An 18072-nucleotide genomic window follows, 5' to 3' on the forward strand; every position below is an offset into this window, starting at 1 on the left:
TCTAAGCCAACTCACAATTGTAGAGCGTGCTTGTATACCGTATTTTTTCCGACAGTCGGTAATTCCTGATTTTCCCGCTTCTATTTCTCTTACAATTTGAAGCTTCAAACTCAAATTGTAATCTCTCTGAGTACGCTTGACATAACGGGGTTCTAAATGTTCTTCCATAACGATTCTTTTTTTGTGTATCGATATTTCAGGACTAGACATAAATGTAATAAAAAAACCGTCTCCAAATGAAGACGGTTTTTTTATTTTTAGTAAAGATTACTTTGCTGCTGCTTTTTTAGCAAGTTTAGCTGCTTTCTTTTCAGCTTTTGCTGCTGCTTTCTGCTCTTCAGCTGTTAAAGGCTTAGGTTCAGGAGCATTAGCATCTACATTTCCTTTGATGTAGATTACGCTTCTGCTGTTAGCAGGGTCATTAGAGAAAACTTCAATCATTTTATTGAAAGGTCCGTTAAGAGTAGTGTTGTATCCTACTTTAATCTTAGCAGACTTTCCTGGCATGATTGGATCCTGGCTGAACTCAGGTGTAGTACATCCGCAAGAAGGCTTTACGTTGGAAAGGATCAAAGGCTTGTCACCAGTGTTTGTTACTGTGAAAAATCTTGTACCGTCAGCACTTGGCTTGATAGTACCATAGTCAAAAGTAGTTTTGTCAAACGTAATCGTCTGTGCAGATGCCAATGCAAATGTTCCGAATAATGCAATTCCTGCAATTAATTTTTTCATATTCTTGAATGTTAATATGTTTGTTAGATAAATTTCGAGAAACAAAGTTAAAAATTATTTTAATTCATACTTAAAATTTTTTTTCTTTAGACTATTTTTGCAAATTGTAAGCAAAAGAAATAGAATTTTATGCAGATTTCAGAAAAGTACAATCCACAGGAAACTGAACAGAAATGGTACAACTTCTGGATGGAAAATAAATATTTCCATTCAGAACCTAATGAGAAACCACCATATACTGTGGTAATTCCTCCGCCAAACGTAACGGGGATATTACACATGGGACATATGCTGAACAATACCATTCAAGATGTTCTCGTCCGCCGTGCAAGAATGCAGGGCTTTAATGCCTGCTGGATTCCGGGCACAGATCACGCTTCAATTGCCACTGAAGCCAAAGTTGTTGCCAAACTGAAGTCTGAAGGGGTCAGTAAATCAGATATTACCCGTGAAGAATTCTTAAAACATGCCTGGGAATGGACCGACAAATATGGAGGAACAATCCTTGAGCAGCTGAAAAAGCTGGGATGTTCATGTGACTGGGACAGAACCCGTTTCACCATGGAAGAAAAACTTTCCCAACAGGTGATTAAAAGCTTTGTAGACCTATACAATAAAGGACTCATCTACAGAGGTTACAGAATGGTTAACTGGGATCCGGAAGCAAAGACCAATATTTCTGATGAAGAAGTAATATTTAAAGAACAGAACGGGAAATTATATTTTCTTAAATATAAAATCGAAGGGTCGGAAGAATTTCTTTCCGTTGCTACAACACGTCCTGAAACTATTTTCGGGGATACTGCCGTATGCATCAACCCTAATGATGAAAGATATGCTCATCTGAAAGGTAAGAATGTAATCGTACCGATCGTTGACAGGGTAATTCCTATCATCGAAGACGAATATGTAGACATTGAATTCGGAACCGGAGCGTTGAAAATTACGCCTGCCCATGATACGAATGACTATGAGATCGGGCAGAAGCATCAGCTGAAAATGATCGATGCTTTGGATGATGACGGAAATCTTAACGAGCACGGTTTACATTATGCAGGGAAAAACAGATTTGATGTAAGAAAGCAGATTGCAAAAGAATTACAGGAAAAAGATCTCTTACTGAAAGCAGAAGATTATGTAAATAAAGTAGGAACTTCAGAAAGAACAGGCGCAGTTATTGAGCCTAAGGTTTCTGTTCAGTGGTTCTTAAAAATGTCTGAAATTGCCAAGCCTGCCCTGGATGTAGTAATGGATGATGAGGTGAAGTTCTACCCGGAAAAGTTCAAAAATACCTATAAGCACTGGATGGAGAACATCCGCGACTGGAATATTTCCCGTCAGCTTTGGTGGGGACAGCAGATTCCGGCATTCTATTATGGAGATGGGGAAAATGACTTTGTTGTTGCAGAAACTCAAGAAGAGGCTTTAGAAATTGCAAAGCAAAAAACAGGGAATGCACAGCTGACAGCTGACAGCTTAAAACAGGACGAAGACGCTCTTGATACCTGGTTCTCATCATGGTTATGGCCGATGTCTGTATTTGACGGTCTGCTTGATTCTGAAAATAAGGATATCAACTATTATTATCCTACCTCTGACCTGGTTACAGGACCGGATATTATTTTCTTCTGGGTAGCCAGAATGATCATGGCCGGACTGGAATACAGAAAAGAAGTTCCGTTCAAAAATGTTTATTTTACAGGAATTGTAAGAGATAAACAGAGAAGAAAGATGTCAAAATCTTTAGGAAATTCTCCGGACCCGCTTGAATTGATGGATAAATATGGTGCAGATGGAGTGCGTGTAGGAATCTTATTGAGTTCAGCAGCAGGAAATGACCTTCTTTTTGACGAAGATCTGATGCTTCAGGGAAGAAACTTTATGACGAAAATCTGGAGTGCATTCCGTTTAACTCAGGGATGGAACAAAGAAAATAAACCATTGAATGATTCAGATAAAAATGCAATCGAATGGTTTGAGCATAAATTAAATAAAACAATCGGAGAGATTGAGCAGCAGTTTGAAAAGTTCAGAATTTCTGATGCCCTGCATCTTATCTATAAACTGATCTGGGACGATTTCTGCGGATGGTATCTGGAAGCAGTGAAGCCCAATTACGGTGAAGGAATTTCTGAAGATGTGTACCAGAAAACAATCGGTTACTTTGAAGAGCTGATGAAACTTCTTCATCCATTTATGCCATTCCAGTCTGAAGAAATCTGGCAGCTTATTTCAGAGAGAAGCATAGAAGAAGCTTTAATTGTTGCTCAGCAGAAAAAAGCCGGGGCATTTAATGAAGAAATCATCAAAAACTTCGAAACTGCTGAAGAAATCATTTCCGGAATAAGAAACTACCGTCAGACTAAAGGAATTTCACCTAAAGAAGCTGTTGAGGTTTATACAAGTGCCTCAAAGTTTGAAAATGAAGCGGTGATCAGAAAACTGGCCAATGTTACTGAAATTCATTTCGGGACGAAAACAGATAAGCCTAGCTTTACATTCCTTGTTAGTGCAACAGAAGTTTCTATTCCTCTGAGCGAAAATTTAGATTTAGGTGAGGAAAAAAAGAAGACAGAAGAAGAAGTAGCCTATTTAAAGGGATTCCTGATCTCTGTGGACAAGAAACTTTCCAATGAAAAGTTTGTAGCCAATGCCAAGCCTGAAATTGTAGAGATAGAACGCCAGAAACAGAAAGATGCTCAGGATAAAATTGCTATTTTAGAAGAGAAGCTGAAAAGCTTGTAAATTTAAAAGATAGACAGTAAGTTTGTCGGAATGTCAGGCTGAGCGGAGTCGAAGCCTGATATCTTAAAATAAAACAATATTTTGTATATATTTTAAAATGTTCCGACGGCTCTTATTATACAGGAGTTACCAATGATATTGAAGTCAGATTGGATCAGCATCAGTCTGGAAAATTTCCTGAAAGCTATACACACAAAAGAAGACCTGTAGAATTGGTCTTCTTTTGTGAATTTAATGACAGTATGCAGGCTGTTTTATTTGAAAAACAAGTGAAAGGATGGAGCCGAAAGAAAAAAGAAGCGATTATAAATGATAACTGGGAACAGTTAAAAGAATTATCTGTTTGTAAAAACAAAAGTCATTCGGATAATTTGGAGCAAGATCAAAAAGGCTTCGACTCCGCTCAGCCTGAAAGTATAAACAACAAAAATTAAAATGACACACATAGACAACATAAAAAAACTATTCTCAAGAAACTTCGTTGAAAGTCCTTTACTGGAAAGCTTCGAAGTAGGGAAACTTTACCTTTCCAGTGGGAAGCTCGTTGCCTGTGATCCTTTGATCACGAATGATATGCTGCCTTTTACAACAGAGTTTCCAAAAGGAAATTTCTCTGTTTTACTGCATAAAGAAAGAGAAAGCAACTGTGTTGCATATGCAGAAGTAGTTTTCAGTAATTCAGAAATTACAGACTGGAAAATGGCTGTCACCGAAGGCCAGGATATTAAAGATCTTGCTGAAGAGGAAGTTTTCGGGTACCCTGTAGAAAGTGGAATGGGATGCCTGATGGATGTAGATACCCAGCAGAGCCTTAACGAACTTGAAAAAAGGTTGTATCACAGCAAAGGGGCAGATTTTATGGGGATCTATGAAGAATTTTTCCATGACTATTTCTTCGATGAGAAAGGAGCTATAGATCAGTATGCATTTCTGAAGCCTGCTGATGAGCACCCCGGAACAATTTTTGCCTTTGAAACAGGATATGGCGAAGGTTTTTATGCCAGCTATATTGCTTACGATAAGGATCAAAAACCTGTGAAGATAATTACAGAATTTATTGAGATAAGTTAATTAAATTAGTTATTTTTGAAACCTAGTTTTCTGAAAGCATTATATTAAACTCAGATAAAAACACCAATGAAATTCTCATCAGAACAACCCAAAATTATTGTAGTAGGCAGCTCATCAATTGATCTCGTTTTAGAAACTGAAAAAATTCCTCAGTCCAATGAAACTGTTTTGGCTCTCAAATCAGATAGTTATTTTGGCGGAAAAGGAGCCAATCAGGCGGTGGGAACCGCAAGGCTGGGAGCCAGTGTCTATTTTATAGGATGTGTAGGGATGGATCCTCTTGGCCAGCAGATTATGAGAAATCTTGTAGGTGAAGGTGTAAATGTAGGCTTTGTCCATGAAACCGATATGGAATCTACGGGAACAGCATATGTAACTACCAGCCATGGAAATGCAGCTATTGTAGTGGTTCCTGCCGCTAATAAGCGCCTCAGCATTCAGCATGTGGAAGATGCAGACCGTTACTTTAACAGTGTGGATCTTGTCCTTGTTCAGCTTGAAGTGGCTATGGAAGTAGTAGAATATGCGATCAGAAAAGCTAAAAAATATGGAAAAAAAGTAGGCCTTTATGCCTCGCCGGCGATGAGAATCAGTGAAGGAATTATAGAAAATGTAGATTTTATTGTGACAAAAAGCAGTGAACTGCATACTGTTTTCGGTGAAGATAAAAGAGAAGAGATCCTTAAGAAATATTTCAACAAGGTTTTCGTAAGAGACGATACCAATTCAACGATCTATTTTGACGGTACAGAAATGAAGTACTATAGAAATGATAAAGACGAGACCGTTTACAAAATGGGAATGGGAGATGCCTTTACTTCAGGATTTGCTGTAGCACTGTGCCACGGAAATTCTATCGAGGATTGCGTGAAATTCGGTAATGAAGTTTCTTCAAGGGTTTCCGGAGGGAAAGGTTCACAGACGGGACTTCCCAGAATGTCGGATTTCCTTTCCTAAAGCTATTTGCCACATATCGAAAGTTGTAAACTTAACATAAAAATATAAGTAAAATCTCCACTTTTATAGTGGATTTTTTCTTTTTAATAGTATGGAGAAACTTGAGCTCATTACAAAAGATCATATACCTCTGGCAGTTCATCTTTTCAGACCTGTGAAAAGTAACGGGAAACTGCTTCTGATCAATTCTGCAACAGGTGTGAAGCAGCAGGTGTACTTCTCATTTGCCCATTTCTTTTCAGAACATGGATTTACGGTCATTGCCTATGATTACAGAGGGATAGGACTGTCAAAACCGGAAAATATGAAAGGATTTAAAGCTTCCATGAGAATCTGGGGTTCAAAAGATTATAAAACACTGACCCAATATATTAAAACAGAATTTCCGGAATATAAAAAATACTGTCTGGGACATTCTGTGGGGGCTTTGATTCTCGGCATGAATGAAGATTCCCAGATGTTTGATGAATTCATTTTTGTGGGAACCCAGAATGCATTTGTCGGAAACCTGAAGCTCAGGACAAAAGTAGAGGCTTATCTTGGCTTTGGTATTGTTCAGCCCATAACCACCGGATTATTAGGTTATTTCCCTGCAAACTGGTTTGGACTCGGAGAAAGTCTTCCAAAAAATTGTGCATATGACTGGAGAACCTTAATTTTAAACAGGAAATCAACCAACAGACTGTTGGAGAAAATTGATGACTATTCTAAAAAATTGACGCAAAAAGTGTTTGTGATCCGTGCAGAAGACGATGTATGGCTGACTGAAAAAGGAGTATTGAGCCTTTTAAACAATACATATCCCAATCTTAGACCTACCTACAGGCTAATAAGAACGTCTGAATCTGACAAAAACGAGATCGGGCACGTCAATTTTTTTAGAAGTTATAACAAAAAACTCTGGAATATTATTTTAAACGAATTGGCAGATAAATGAAAAGTACGATCGAAAACACAGTAGAATTTGTAAAAGAAAAATTGAAAGGAGCTGAAGCCGGGCACGACTGGTATCACATTGAAAGAGTATGGAAGCTGTCGAAAAAAATAGCCGCATCAGAAGACTGTAATCAGGAAGTTGTGGAACTTTCTGCATTGCTGCATGATATTGCAGATCCAAAATTTCATAACGGAGACGAAACCATTGCTCCAAAAATAGCAAGAGAGTTTTTGGAAGGGCAGCAGGTTTCCGAAGAGGTGATAGAAAAAGTTTTATTTATCATTAAAAATATTTCGTTTAAAAACAGGAGCGAAGTTCCGGCTGAACTGCCGATTGAGCTTAAGATTGTACAGGATGCAGACCGTATAGATGCGATAGGTGCTATCGGAATCGGAAGGACATTCAACTTCGGAGGCTTTAAAAACAATCCGATGTATGATCCGGAAATTCAGCCAAGCCTGAATATGTCTAAAGATGAATATAAAAAATCCAACGGTACAACGATCAATCATTTCTACGAAAAGCTTCTGCTTTTAAAAGACCTGATGAATACTGAAAAAGGGAAGGAGATCGCTCAGCAAAGACATGATTATATGCTGGGATTCCTGGATCAGTTCTACAAGGAATGGAATGTAGATTAACATTCCTCTGAAAAATCTTAAATCAGTATCTTTGCAGTATGGTATTTATCATTTTTGTTATCTTTTGGGCTTGTGTTCTTTCTTTGATTTTATTTAAAGTAAAATCGGGAAGGCTGGCAAAATGGGTAAAGCTGTTCCGTATCCTTACACTGGTTTTTTCAATCTCAACGTTTACCTACTGGTTCATTAAAAAAAGTGCGGTAGGCTTTGTAGATAATTCTGTAGGACTGCAGGTGGTCAATAAGCTTCCGCAGACACTGGATTTTTATCTGATCAATGTGGATACTGCCAAAATCCAAAATCTGGAACCTAAACATATAGGGAAAATACGTCCGGAATATTACAGGATAGAATATCTTAAAATGGACAAATCCGATGAATACTGGATCATAGGATATTTGGGTAAAAAGAATATGGTCTATTTCTCCCAACATGCTGTCCCTAACAAAAATATTGACCAGATTGTAGAAGTCCAGAACTATATCAACCAAAGTGTAAAACTTTCGGAAGCAGCAAAAAAACAGGTGGAAACCTATAACTATGAAAATGCAAAACTGGGAATCTGGGTATCCTTAGATCTCCTGCTTCTCTTCCTGAACCTTGTGCTTTTGTTAAGAAAAAATAAGCCATAAGTAATGGGTAATTAAAATATTACCCATTACTTATGGCTCATTACTCATTATATTACGGATAGTCAAGAATCTGCATGACCTGTTCCTTAAATTCTTCAGGACAGTTTTTAATCAGCTTGTCTTTGTTGTGTTTACTGATCTGGTGGGCTTCCAGCCATTCAGTCCGGTTGGAACTCAGACTATGGTTATCGTAAACTCTTTTTATTTTGTGGTCTTCGTAAAACGTATATTCATCACCAAGCCACGTACTAGCAATACTGATTGTGCAAATTTCTTTTTCCATGACATTTGTTTTTAACATACTGTACTTCATAATGAATATCAGTATACCCTAATTTACTGTTTTTTTTCAACAAAACAGCTTTTTGATGTCTTTTTATGGATCTGGCTGAAAAATGCAATAATTAAAAACTGATCTGGTTAATGTAATTAGAACAGAGTGCCGTTATTATCAGTAGCCATTTGCGGGATATGAAGATCTGTTTTCCACTCCTCATTCATCTTTTTAATAAAATAGGCGGAAAGCAGCGGAGAAGCTTTTTCAATATTCTGATGGACAAAGAAATATACATTTTGCAGACCCTCCTTTTTCCATTTTGTCAGACGTTTCATCCAGTCGTCCAGCCTTTCATAGTCGCTTTCGGCATTGGCGCCCACATATCTTATAAAAGCGTTGGGAGTAGTGAGGCGCATATGGAGCATATCTCTTCTCCCGGCAGTATCCACAATAATATTGGTAATGTTGTTGGCTTCAAAAAGCTCACAGGTTGTATTGAAAATTTCTTCATCGGAGAACCATTCCGTATTGCGGAGTTCAATGGCAAGAGGAACTTCCTTGGGCCAGTCTTTTACAAACTTTTCCAGCCTGTCATAATCTTTAGGTTTAAAATTATCATGAAGCTGTAAAAAAGCCATTCCCAGTTTCTGATCAAAATTCATGATGGCCGATGCAAAGCTGGTTACCGGCTCAGTAACGTCAATCAGCCTTCTGAAATGGGAAACCGTGTTGGTGATCTTTGGGAAAAATTTAAAATTTTCAGGTGTTTTCTCTTTCCATACCGCAACTTGCTCCGGAGTAGGCATTCCGTAAAAAGTAGCATTCAGTTCTATAGAATTAAACTGCTTGGCGTAGTACGTCAATTCGTCCTTAGTTCCTTTAGGATAAAATCCCTTGAGATCGGTCTTGTTCCATTTTGCACATCCGATGGAAATATTTTCCAGTCCTTTTTTATTTTGATTTAGAATTTCCTTGGTTCGGGAATGATCTTTAGGAAGTGTAAAATCTATTGTTGACGGGTCTTCTACCTGGCCGAATTTCATATCTATATTTTTAAGATTAAACGAGTATAACAAATATAAAACAAAAACCATAGAAATTTCTATGGTTTTGTATTGCCTTTTATCATTGAATAGTATTGTCTTATTTTACCCCCTGTGTTACCATTCTGTTTGAAATAACAGAATAGATACATCCGGTAGTTTTTAAATTGACAGTGATCGTAGCCGGAGTAGACCGGTAAGCAGTATCACCATAAGGTTCAACGATCTTACCGTTTGAATCTTTTAAAGTCCTTCCTTTTATCGTATAAGTCATCGTTGCCGTTCCTGTAAATCCACTTGAAGGATTAAAGGTAACAATACCTGTTGTTTTATTATAAGTCCATGTTCCCTGCGGAGTCACTTTTTTACGGTACAATGTAAGATCTGTATCATTGTTTTTCGTAAAGCTGAATGTTGAATAGTCAATATTAGAACTGCTGCCGGTTGGTGGAGTCGTAATACTGATGGCACCTTTGTAAGCTATATCATTAGTCAGGACCGGAATGTTAACCGGTTGGAACTTACATGTGGAAGCTACATCGTCATTGGCAACAGCGGCATAAGGAAGAGTAAGCTTTACATTTCTGATAATATGCTGTTGATAAGCTGCTCCCGTAGCTGCTGCAAAGCCCAACTTCAAAACAGAAGGAACGGTTGCATTCAGAGTTTGAGGGGTAGCAGCTCCTTCAACATCCGAAGTATTAAAATCGGTTGTCTGAGGATTGGCATTCTCGGTATAAGGTACTGACGTTTTGTAGTGGTAATAATTGATAACATTCACAGGAGTCCCGTTTTGTGTAGTCTGGATATCCACTTTTATATCAAACCCGTCTGTTGTGGTCGGAGTTGTAAAATGGGGAATCAGGTCCAGATATACCTTCCTGAATTCTCCGGCGTTGTTTCTAAGGTCAAATACAGAAGTAAGTGAATTGGAAGTCGCAAGATAGCTTCTGTCTGTTTGCAGGATTCTGCCTACCGTACCTGAGTTGCTTAAGGTAGAACGGGTAACCAATACGGGATATCCTGTATATCCTAATCCTAATCCGTTTGCATTGATTGCGGCCCCCATTGCCCCTCTTAAAGTGACATGGCTTGTCGCCTGGCTCCAGGTTACCCCTGCAATACCATTTACTCTGGCATCTCCCTGAAAACGTTTGGACTTGAAATTTCCGAATTCATCCAGAGCAATCCCCAGATAAGCTCCTGATAAACCGGCCTTTCTCAGAGTTGAATAAGTATCTTTTGCTCTGTTATAAGAATACCCGAGTCCGGCACCTGGCGCTCCAATGGTGGGACTTGTTACAGATCCGTCATAAAGAAAGAAAGATAGCCCATCTCCATACGTGCCGCTTAGTGGTGTTCCGTTTTTCATATCATATTCGAATTCCACGTGAAGTCCGTTTACCGAAGTAAAAGTTCTTCCGTTGATAAACAATCCCCCGAACTGGCTTGAGCTGGCGGGAGTAAGCTGTACTCCTGTAGAAGTATGGGAGGCGCTTCCCTGTATCGAAAGTTCTGATGCCGAAGAAGCATTCATTAACGAACTTGAATAGGAATAAAACCCATAAATACTTGCTACCTCAGTACTATCTGTCTGCGCATACGCGAAGTTGGCAAGCAGAACGAAAAGCAGGCTCATCCAAGACAGCCCTTTAAAATTCTTTTTCATGGCTGCTTATTTTACAACAAATACGATGTTGATGAAAGATGCTGAAGTAGCATTGGATAAGACATCATAGTTTAATACGCCCGTGCTGCTGATGCTGTTTATTTTGAAAACAGAAGTATCATAGCCCGTTACATAATAGTGCAGATCTGTTGCGTTTGGAAAAAACGGAATAGAAGCCGGAGCAGATGTACTTCTTGCATTTGCCGGGATATTCGAAAACTGGCTTTTATATAAAGTATACAAATCTTTTGTCTGTCCTGTTGCAGGGGTAGTGGTGTCAAAAACTACACTTGGCATGTAGAAGAACTTGGCTACATACGGAGAAAGACATACCCAGTCCGGAGTGGCAGGAGTTCCTACATTTTGACTGATACATTTTTTGTTGGTATCAAAAATAACGAGGCCTGTTGCTGGATTGGTAACTGTTGCGAGATTGCTGATTCTTGGTAAAAGAAGCCCTTTAGAAGTGCTTGTAATATCTAAAACTGAGCTTGGATCAGGGGTAGATGTATTAATACCCACTTGAGCAGTAATGGTACAGAAAGCCATTACCAAAATTAACGTAATAATCTTGTGCATTTTCGAAATAATTTTTTTTTGTGTTTTGTACTATTAACAAATTTCTTGCCAATAGTAAATTTCTTGTTAATTAAAATTTGGTTATTTTATGCTATAAATAAAATTTGTTTATGGATAATTTTAAATTTAAATTTTTATTGAATTTAAATTCATCATTTGCCCAGCTATTTTGTGTTTTTTTATAGTTTTTATGAATACCTCATTTCTCTTTTTAATCTAAAATGAATTATTGCAATTATTACTGTTTTGATTATAAATGTTTAATATTAAGTTATGTGATGCTTATTCAGAACATGTCTGCTTTATACATTTTAATAACATTCAAACAATTCGTTTTTCTTGCTGACTTAATATTAAATTTTTTAATTTAGAATCTGTGTTTTTAGTAAATTTTCAACAAATGTAAGGTAAAATTATTAGAAATAATAAATGAGAATTGAACCAATAGACATTTGATTCACCCTTTGGAGAACATAGAGTGAATATTTTCAGTATTAATGAAGGATTACTGAGAATTTTTGTTTTTACAAATGGAATGTTAAAATTTGTTAAAATTTTAACGAAAACAAAAAGCACACTAAAAAGTGTGCTTAATATGATGTTGATTACAAATTGTTATGCTTCACAAGCGGAACACGTAACAAAATTGACCATCATTTCTTTAGAAACAGAAGAGCTTCTTTGATAATAAAGCGTTTTTACTCCTTTTTTCCATGCCTCGATATAAAGGTAATTGACATCTTTTACAGGCATTGTAGATGGAATCTGTAAGTTCAGGGACTGTGCCTGGTCAATATATTGCTGTCTTTGAGCAGCCTGAGAAATAATCTCCATTGGAGAAATTTCTTTGAACGTTTTGAATACTGCTTTCTCCTCATCGGTAAGCTCTTTCAAATGCTGTACAGAACCGTGGTTCAGCATGATCGTTCTCCAGGTTTCCTCGTTGTCAAGTCCTTTTTCTTCCAGTAATTTTGCTAAATATTTGTTCTTACGCATAAAGTTTCCTTTGGCAAGACCAGCTTTATAATAGTTGGATGCAAACGGCTCAATTCCCGGAGAAGTCTGTCCTAAAATGGCAGAACTTGAAGTGGTAGGAGCAATAGCCATTGTAGTGGTATTTCTCAATCCGTAACCTTTCAATAATTCAGGTTCACCGTAGATGTTGGCTAATTCTCTTGAAGCAGTTTCTGCCTGCTCTTTGATATGTTTGAAAGCTCTCGCATTGAACTGAGTCGCCTCAAAACTTTCAAACGGGATCATATTTTTCTGTAAATAAGAATGGTACCCTAAAACTCCCAATCCAAGCGCTCTGTGGCGCATTGCAAAGTTTCTGGCTCCCTGAAGGTAGTAGTTTCCTTCTGTTTTTTCGATGAATTCAGTTAAAACTGCATCCAGGAAATAAACAGCCAGTTTTACTGCATCCGTATCTTTCCACTCATCATACAATTCCAGGTTCATGGAAGACAGACAGCAGATGAAAGATTCTTCTCTGGTAGAAGGAAGCATGATCTCAGAGCAAAGGTTACTTGCATTGACAGGCATTCCCAGATCCTTATAAACCTGAGGTTTGTTTCTGTTAACATTATCCGTGAAGAAAATATACGGAAGACCTTTCTGCTGACGGCTTTCAAGAACTCTTGCCCAGATTTTACGCTTGTCCATATCTCCGTCAATCATATCCTGCATCCAGTAATCAGGAACGCAGATTCCTGTAAATAAATTCTGGATCGGGCTTCCGATATCTTTGATTGATAAGAATTCTTCAATATCACCATGGTCAATATCCAGGTAAGCAGCAAAAGCACCTCTTCTTACGCCTCCCTGAGAAACTACATCCATTGCAGTATCAAATAACTTCATGAACGAAACTGCTCCTGAAGATTTTCCGTTATCCGTTACGGCAGTACCTCTGTTTCTAAGCTCTCCGAAGTAGCCTGAAGTTCCGCCTCCGATTTTCGTCTGCATGATCACTTCCCCCATTTTGTGGGTAATCCCTTCGATGCTGTCCGGAATGTGAACATTGAAACAAGAGATAGGAAGACCTCTCTGTGTTCCCATATTTGCCCAGACAGGAGATGAGAAGCTGATCCATCCTTTGGTGATCATTTCTTTGAAAGCGGGTTGTAATTCCGGCTTGTATAATTTTTTTGCAGCTGCAGTAGTAATTCTGTCAATGGCTCCGTCCACAGTTTCCCCTTTTAACAGATATCCTCTGTTCAGCATCTGCTCAGACTCTTCATTGAGCCACCATATATTTGAATTTTGTTCTTCCATAGATGTTATATTTTCGAATTCCGGTGCAGTGTTTATGCTCCGGAATTTTGTTGCTTTTTATATTGCTTGTAATATGTCCACTTTGTGCGTACCGTTCAGTCCGCTTTCATCCCTTAATCTCTGAAATTCTTTAAAAGATGGGGTATTCAAAACCTCATGCTGAACTTCTTCATTGATATAGTTCGAATAATGTAAAAAGGTAACACCGTCTTCTTTTACATACACCTTATATTCAAATGTCTCCTGATCCAGATTTTTGAAATCATCCAGAAACTTTTGAATATGGGTTTTGTTTTCTGAAACGTATTCAGGCTTTACGGTGTAGGTTACGATTACATTGATCATTGTTGTACTTTGAATTTTTTGTCACTCCGAAGAATGAAGACACTTTATTTGATATGCTTAATATAATACTGCTAATACTATTTGTTTTGACGCTCGCTTCGCTCGCGCCACTATTTCTTGATATTAAAACAAATCGTTCGCCGTAATACTCTTATCGTGCTTCGTATAATCTACCGGTCTTTTTGCAAAGAAATCATCCATAGAATTCGCGAAAACCTCTTCTTCAAACCACTTCATTGGACGGTATTGTTCAGGAGAAACGTTGTATCGGGTTTCCATATCAATTTTCTTCAAGCTGTCGTCTACACGGTACTTCATGAAGTTCAGAAGATCTTCCTTTGAGAAAACGCTTAATTCTCCCAGTTCAAAAATCCAGTCCAGGATTTCACTTTCCAGCTCAATGGATTGATCTACCAAGGTATAAATGTCCTCGATATCTGAATCTGTTAACAGATCAGGCTGTTCTTCACGGATCTTGTTGATCAGGTAGATTCCTGCATTGGCGTGAATCTGCTCGTCAACGGATGTCCAGGCAATGATATTGGACACGTTCTTCATATATCCTTTGAATCTTGTGAAAGAAAGGATGATGGCAAATTGTGAGAATAGTGATACGTTTTCGATCAGAATGCTGAATAATAAAAGAGAAGATACATATTCTTTCGGTGTTGTAGAATTGGCGTGTTTCAGAACATTGGACAGGAAGTCAATTCTTTTTTTCACGGCAGGAATTTCTATAACATTGGAAAATTCTTCGTTATATCCCAATACCTCTACCAATCGGGAATAGGCTTCAGAATGACGGAATTCACATTCTGCAAAAGTAGCTCCAAGACCGTTGAATTCAGGTTTTGGTAAGTGATTGTATAGGTTTCCCCAGAATGTCTTTACAGACACCTCGATCTGTGCAATGGCTAAAAGTGCATTTTTCACAGCATGTTTTTCGTGCGGCTCTAACTGCGAATGAAAATCCTGAACATCTGCAGTAAAATCCACTTCCGAATGCACCCAGAACGATTTGTTGATCGCCTCTACAAACTGAAGAACCTCAGGGTATTCAAATGGCTTGTAACTTACTCTTTTATCGAAAATTCCCATATTAAAAATAGCTTTAAAATTAAATAATCTGCATCACTGTGGATAACGTTGAAGTAATGCTTAACTTCTTGTATGTTTGGTATTTACATGAGAAACATATTCACATTTATAAGTGTAGGTTTCTTGTAAAGAACTAATGACAAAGTTCGAAAAAAAGAACTGATTTTGAAAGGGGTAAATACTAATTGGCTGAGTTTTAACTGTAAAAGTTTTCCACATTTACATGAAACCACCACGGATAATGGCTTAGACGGGGGTATGAGTAAAAAATAAATAAAAAATCAAAGTTACAGTTAAACACTTTAATGTAATTTACTGTAAATGAATGTTTAATGTGTTAAACAGTGAAATTTTCGAATAAATTGTGGTTCTTGTAACAAATTGAAAATAACATCTACTTATTGGGTATAAAACAAGCATCACTTCATGTTAGTAATTCAGGATTTACATAAATCATACGATACGGGGAAAAGCAAGCTGCACGTTCTCAAGGGGATTAATCTTAATATTTCCGAGGGCGAGTTTGTTTCTATTATGGGAAGTTCCGGTTCCGGGAAATCTACGCTTCTTAATATCATTGGTATTCTGGATGAAAAAGATTCGGGAACATATGAGCTGGATAGCGTTCCGATTGAGCATCTGTCTGAAGTGAAAGCAGCGGAGTACAGAAGTAAATTTCTGGGCTTTATTTTTCAGTCTTTCAACCTGATCAGCTATAAAACAGCTCTGGAAAATGTAGCGCTACCTTTATACTACCAAAATGTTCCGAGAAAAGAACGTAATCAGAAAGCATTGGAATACCTCGAGAAAGTAGGCCTTGCACAATGGGCAGGTCACCTTCCTAATGAGCTTTCCGGAGGACAGAAACAGAGGGTAGCCATTGCAAGAGCGCTGATCACAGATCCTAAAGTAGTTCTGGCCGATGAGCCTACCGGAGCATTAGATTCAAAAACGACGCATGATATTATGAAGCTTCTTCAGGACATTAATAATGAAGGAAGAACCATCATCGTTGTCACCCACGAACCGGACGTAGCCGCACAGACCAAAAGAAATGTAATACTGAAGGATGGTATTATAGAAAGTGATGAGTTTATCAAGCAGATTGTTTTGTAAGTGATGGTGAATGGTGAAGAGTGAATGGAGAATTTTGCTTCGCAAGTGAATTGTGAATGTTGAACAATCAGTTTTAATTAGAAATTAAGTTATCAAAACACACCAATACAAATGAAAAAAAATAATCATGTTTTTAAATCTGAACCACTATAAACTTGATGTTTATCAATCGGCCAGACAGTTAAGAATTGAATGTTATAAAATTTTATCTGTGATTCCGGATAGTGAAAGATTTAATCTGACAGATCAGATACGCAGAGCTTCAACTTCGGTAGTTTTAAATATAACGGAAGGATGTTCCAGAAGATCGGAAATTGAAAGGAAAAGATATTTTGAAATAGCCAGAGGCTCGGTTATAGAATTAGATTCATGTTTTGACATAGTTATAGATTGTAATTATATCAAAAAAGAAGAATTAGTAAAAATTGAAAATTTAATAAAAACAACATTTATCTTATTAAGCGGAATGTTGAAAAAAGGATAAAAAAGTAGTTGTGAATTGTCAATAGTGAATAGTGAATAGTGAATTAAAATTTGTAAAGAATCTACTTTAAGAACAACTTTACCATTGACAACAGGGTTAATTGACTTCGGAGAAAATTCACAACGCAGTTAATTGACTTTTACAAAGTAAAAAATAAAAACTATGTTTGACCTAGATCGTTGGCAGGAAATATTCAGTTCTATTCGCAGTAATGTATTGCGGACGGTGCTTTCGGGCTTTACCGTGGCTTTGGGGCTTTTTATTTTTGTTGTTCTTTTCGGAATAGGTAAAGGACTTCAGAATGCCTTTACCGAGGGGTTTGCAAGAGATGCACAGAATCTTATTACGATCTATACAGGCAAAACCACACTGGCTTATAAAGGACTTCAGTCTGACAGAACGGTCACCATGGATAATGAAGATTATGATTTCCTGATCAATACAGATAAAGAAAAAGTAGGTGATGCCAGTCCCAGATATACTGCAAGTTTAATGGTAAAATACGGGAAAGAAAGCGGTACATACCAGATCAACGGAGCGGAACCGGGAGAAAAAACCATTGAGAACAGGAAAATGCTGGACGGGCGCTATCTTTCGCCTATGGACCTTGCAAGAAAGCAGAATGTAGCGGTAATAGGAAGAATGGTTCAGCGTGACCTGATCAAGAACGGGAGCCCGGTAGGAAAAGACCTGAATATCAACGGAACCATGTTCAAAGTAGTAGGCGTATTTTCCGATGACGGCGGAGACTGGGATGAAAGACATATTACCGTTCCCATTACGACCCTTCAGCAGATGAAAAAGGGTTCCGATACAGTATCCACCGCATATATTGCCTATAACGAAAAACTCACACCTCAGGAAGCCATTAAATATGGTGATGAGCTTAAAGACCGCCTGAAAGCCAGAAAGAATGTTGCTCCTGACGATGAAAACGGAGTCCGTGTCTGGAATAATGCCCAGAATATGAACGAAACCTTCCAGTTTATGGCAGTGCTTACCCTGATTGTAGGTTTTATTGGACTGGGAACCTTGCTGGCAGGAATTATCGGGATCAGTAATATCATGGTGTATATCGTAAAAGAAAGAACCAAGGAAATTGGTGTCCGTAAAGCTATTGGAGCCAAACCAAGAAGTATTGTAGCTCTTATTGTACAGGAAAGTGTCGTAATAACGGTAGTTTCAGGAATTGTTGGCGTTGCAGTGGGAGTATTGGCGCTTAGCTTAATAGGGGACAGTCTCGAAGAATATTTCATTAAAAGCCCGAGTGTAGGATGGGGAACCATCTTCATGGCATTTATTGCTTTGGTGTGTTCAGGGCTTATTGCAGGATTTGTTCCGGCGTACAGAGCTTCAAGGATCAAGCCTATAGAAGCGCTAAGAACCGAATAGTGATGCTGTAATCGGATGATCTCTTACGACAGTATTCGTTGATCAGTTAGCAATCATTATTCATATATTATTTTAAACTT

At 37.9% G+C, this 18072-nt stretch carries 18 protein-coding genes; 10 read left to right on the forward strand and 8 right to left on the reverse strand.

The features are described from left to right. Positions 1–267: 267 nt before the first annotated feature. A complete protein-coding gene (locus AC4IFE_RS00005) occupies positions 268–732 on the reverse strand; it encodes a DUF1573 domain-containing protein (RefSeq protein ID WP_080780350.1) in 465 nt (154 codons plus the stop codon). A 129-nt stretch (positions 733–861) separates the two neighbouring features. Here AC4IFE_RS00005 and AC4IFE_RS00010 point away from each other — a divergent pair, with 129 nt between their 5' ends. The 7 genes from AC4IFE_RS00010 (at position 862) to AC4IFE_RS00040 (ending at position 7715) form a co-directional block, all read left to right on the forward strand. Next, positions 862–3477 (forward strand): valine--tRNA ligase, encoded by a 2616-nt coding sequence (locus AC4IFE_RS00010; protein ID WP_490753902.1) that lies wholly within the window; start codon positions 862–864, stop codon positions 3475–3477. Between the two features lie 68 nt (positions 3478–3545). Then, on the forward strand, positions 3546–3911 hold the full coding sequence (locus AC4IFE_RS00015; RefSeq protein WP_490754791.1) for a GIY-YIG nuclease family protein: 366 nt from the start codon (positions 3546–3548) through the stop codon (positions 3909–3911). 1 nt (position 3912) lies between these two features. Beyond that, positions 3913–4548, forward strand: coding sequence for a DUF4241 domain-containing protein (locus AC4IFE_RS00020; protein ID WP_490753903.1), 636 nt, complete (start codon positions 3913–3915; stop codon positions 4546–4548). 66 nt (positions 4549–4614) lie between these two features. Beyond that, positions 4615–5505: a ribokinase gene (locus AC4IFE_RS00025; protein WP_490753904.1), complete on the forward strand. Its 891-nt coding sequence runs from the start codon at positions 4615–4617 to the stop codon at positions 5503–5505. A 91-nt stretch (positions 5506–5596) separates the two neighbouring features. Beyond that, positions 5597–6442, forward strand: coding sequence for an alpha/beta hydrolase family protein (locus AC4IFE_RS00030; protein WP_490753905.1), 846 nt, complete (start codon positions 5597–5599; stop codon positions 6440–6442). Beyond that, on the forward strand, positions 6439–7083 hold the full coding sequence (locus AC4IFE_RS00035; protein WP_490753906.1) for an HD domain-containing protein: 645 nt from the start codon (positions 6439–6441) through the stop codon (positions 7081–7083). Before AC4IFE_RS00030 ends, AC4IFE_RS00035 begins: the two co-directional genes overlap by 4 nt. Positions 7084–7121: 38 nt before the next feature. After that, the gene (locus tag AC4IFE_RS00040; protein WP_490753907.1) at positions 7122–7715 is read left to right on the forward strand and encodes a hypothetical protein; all 594 of its coding nucleotides are present in this window, start codon (positions 7122–7124) and stop codon (positions 7713–7715) included. Between the two features lie 52 nt (positions 7716–7767). On the opposite strand, the gene AC4IFE_RS00045 is transcribed toward AC4IFE_RS00040, so the two are convergent. From AC4IFE_RS00045 to AC4IFE_RS00075, 7 genes are all read right to left on the reverse strand, one after another. Then, on the reverse strand, positions 7768–7998 hold the full coding sequence (locus tag AC4IFE_RS00045; protein WP_490753909.1) for a hypothetical protein: 231 nt from the start codon (positions 7996–7998) through the stop codon (positions 7768–7770). 146 nt (positions 7999–8144) lie between these two features. Further along, positions 8145–9035, reverse strand: a complete 891-nt coding sequence (locus tag AC4IFE_RS00050) for a DUF72 domain-containing protein (protein WP_490753911.1) — start codon at positions 9033–9035, stop codon at positions 8145–8147. Between the two features lie 100 nt (positions 9036–9135). Beyond that, on the reverse strand, positions 9136–10704 hold the full coding sequence (locus AC4IFE_RS00055; protein ID WP_490753913.1) for a hypothetical protein: 1569 nt from the start codon (positions 10702–10704) through the stop codon (positions 9136–9138). A gap of 6 nt (positions 10705–10710) precedes the next feature. After that, a complete protein-coding gene (locus AC4IFE_RS00060) occupies positions 10711–11283 on the reverse strand; it encodes a phage tail-like protein (protein ID WP_490753914.1) in 573 nt (190 codons plus the stop codon). 615 nt (positions 11284–11898) lie between these two features. Further along, a complete protein-coding gene (locus AC4IFE_RS00065) occupies positions 11899–13566 on the reverse strand; it encodes a ribonucleoside-diphosphate reductase subunit alpha (protein ID WP_262510864.1) in 1668 nt (555 codons plus the stop codon). Between the two features lie 48 nt (positions 13567–13614). Beyond that, on the reverse strand, positions 13615–13902 hold the full coding sequence (locus AC4IFE_RS00070) for a hypothetical protein (protein ID WP_490753916.1): 288 nt from the start codon (positions 13900–13902) through the stop codon (positions 13615–13617). A gap of 123 nt (positions 13903–14025) precedes the next feature. Next, positions 14026–15000 carry a ribonucleotide-diphosphate reductase subunit beta gene (locus tag AC4IFE_RS00075; RefSeq protein ID WP_306843329.1) on the reverse strand — a complete coding sequence of 325 codons (975 nt, stop codon included), beginning with the start codon at positions 14998–15000 and terminating at the stop codon, positions 14026–14028. Positions 15001–15426: 426 nt separating this feature from the next. Here AC4IFE_RS00075 and AC4IFE_RS00080 point away from each other — a divergent pair, with 426 nt between their 5' ends. The 3 genes from AC4IFE_RS00080 (at position 15427) to AC4IFE_RS00090 (ending at position 17992) form a co-directional block, all read left to right on the forward strand. Next, complete coding sequence (locus AC4IFE_RS00080) at positions 15427–16116, forward strand: ABC transporter ATP-binding protein (RefSeq protein ID WP_490753918.1); 690 nt, start codon at positions 15427–15429, stop codon at positions 16114–16116. Positions 16117–16243: 127 nt separating this feature from the next. Next, positions 16244–16600 (forward strand): four helix bundle protein, encoded by a 357-nt coding sequence (locus AC4IFE_RS00085; RefSeq protein WP_306843330.1) that lies wholly within the window; start codon positions 16244–16246, stop codon positions 16598–16600. A gap of 162 nt (positions 16601–16762) precedes the next feature. After that, positions 16763–17992, forward strand: coding sequence for an ABC transporter permease (locus AC4IFE_RS00090; protein WP_490753920.1), 1230 nt, complete (start codon positions 16763–16765; stop codon positions 17990–17992). Positions 17993–18072: the final 80 nt, after the last annotated feature.

This window comes from Chryseobacterium sp. UF-81 (genome assembly GCF_058245105.1).

Excerpts from the sequence above, each read along its gene's own strand:
- AC4IFE_RS00080 (WP_490753918.1), top strand. The coding sequence starts at position 15,427 with ATGTTAGTAATTCAGGATTTACATAAATCATACGATACGGGGAAAAGC.
- AC4IFE_RS00020 (WP_490753903.1), top strand. The coding sequence starts at position 3,913 with ATGACACACATAGACAACATAAAAAAACTATTCTCAAGAAACTTCGTT.
- AC4IFE_RS00045 (WP_490753909.1), bottom strand. The coding sequence starts at position 7,998 with ATGGAAAAAGAAATTTGCACAATCAGTATTGCTAGTACGTGGCTTGGT.
- AC4IFE_RS00035 (WP_490753906.1), top strand. The coding sequence starts at position 6,439 with ATGAAAAGTACGATCGAAAACACAGTAGAATTTGTAAAAGAAAAATTG.
- AC4IFE_RS00040 (WP_490753907.1), top strand. The coding sequence starts at position 7,122 with ATGGTATTTATCATTTTTGTTATCTTTTGGGCTTGTGTTCTTTCTTTG.
- AC4IFE_RS00050 (WP_490753911.1), bottom strand. The coding sequence starts at position 9,035 with ATGAAATTCGGCCAGGTAGAAGACCCGTCAACAATAGATTTTACACTT.
- AC4IFE_RS00075 (WP_306843329.1), bottom strand. The coding sequence starts at position 15,000 with ATGGGAATTTTCGATAAAAGAGTAAGTTACAAGCCATTTGAATACCCT.
- AC4IFE_RS00070 (WP_490753916.1), bottom strand. The coding sequence starts at position 13,902 with ATGATCAATGTAATCGTAACCTACACCGTAAAGCCTGAATACGTTTCA.
- AC4IFE_RS00005 (WP_080780350.1), bottom strand. The coding sequence starts at position 732 with ATGAAAAAATTAATTGCAGGAATTGCATTATTCGGAACATTTGCATTG.
- AC4IFE_RS00060 (WP_490753914.1), bottom strand. The coding sequence starts at position 11,283 with ATGCACAAGATTATTACGTTAATTTTGGTAATGGCTTTCTGTACCATT.
- AC4IFE_RS00085 (WP_306843330.1), top strand. The coding sequence starts at position 16,244 with ATGTTTTTAAATCTGAACCACTATAAACTTGATGTTTATCAATCGGCC.
- AC4IFE_RS00025 (WP_490753904.1), top strand. The coding sequence starts at position 4,615 with ATGAAATTCTCATCAGAACAACCCAAAATTATTGTAGTAGGCAGCTCA.
- AC4IFE_RS00055 (WP_490753913.1), bottom strand. The coding sequence starts at position 10,704 with ATGAAAAAGAATTTTAAAGGGCTGTCTTGGATGAGCCTGCTTTTCGTT.
- AC4IFE_RS00030 (WP_490753905.1), top strand. The coding sequence starts at position 5,597 with ATGGAGAAACTTGAGCTCATTACAAAAGATCATATACCTCTGGCAGTT.
- AC4IFE_RS00010 (WP_490753902.1), top strand. The coding sequence starts at position 862 with ATGCAGATTTCAGAAAAGTACAATCCACAGGAAACTGAACAGAAATGG.
- AC4IFE_RS00090 (WP_490753920.1), top strand. The coding sequence starts at position 16,763 with ATGTTTGACCTAGATCGTTGGCAGGAAATATTCAGTTCTATTCGCAGT.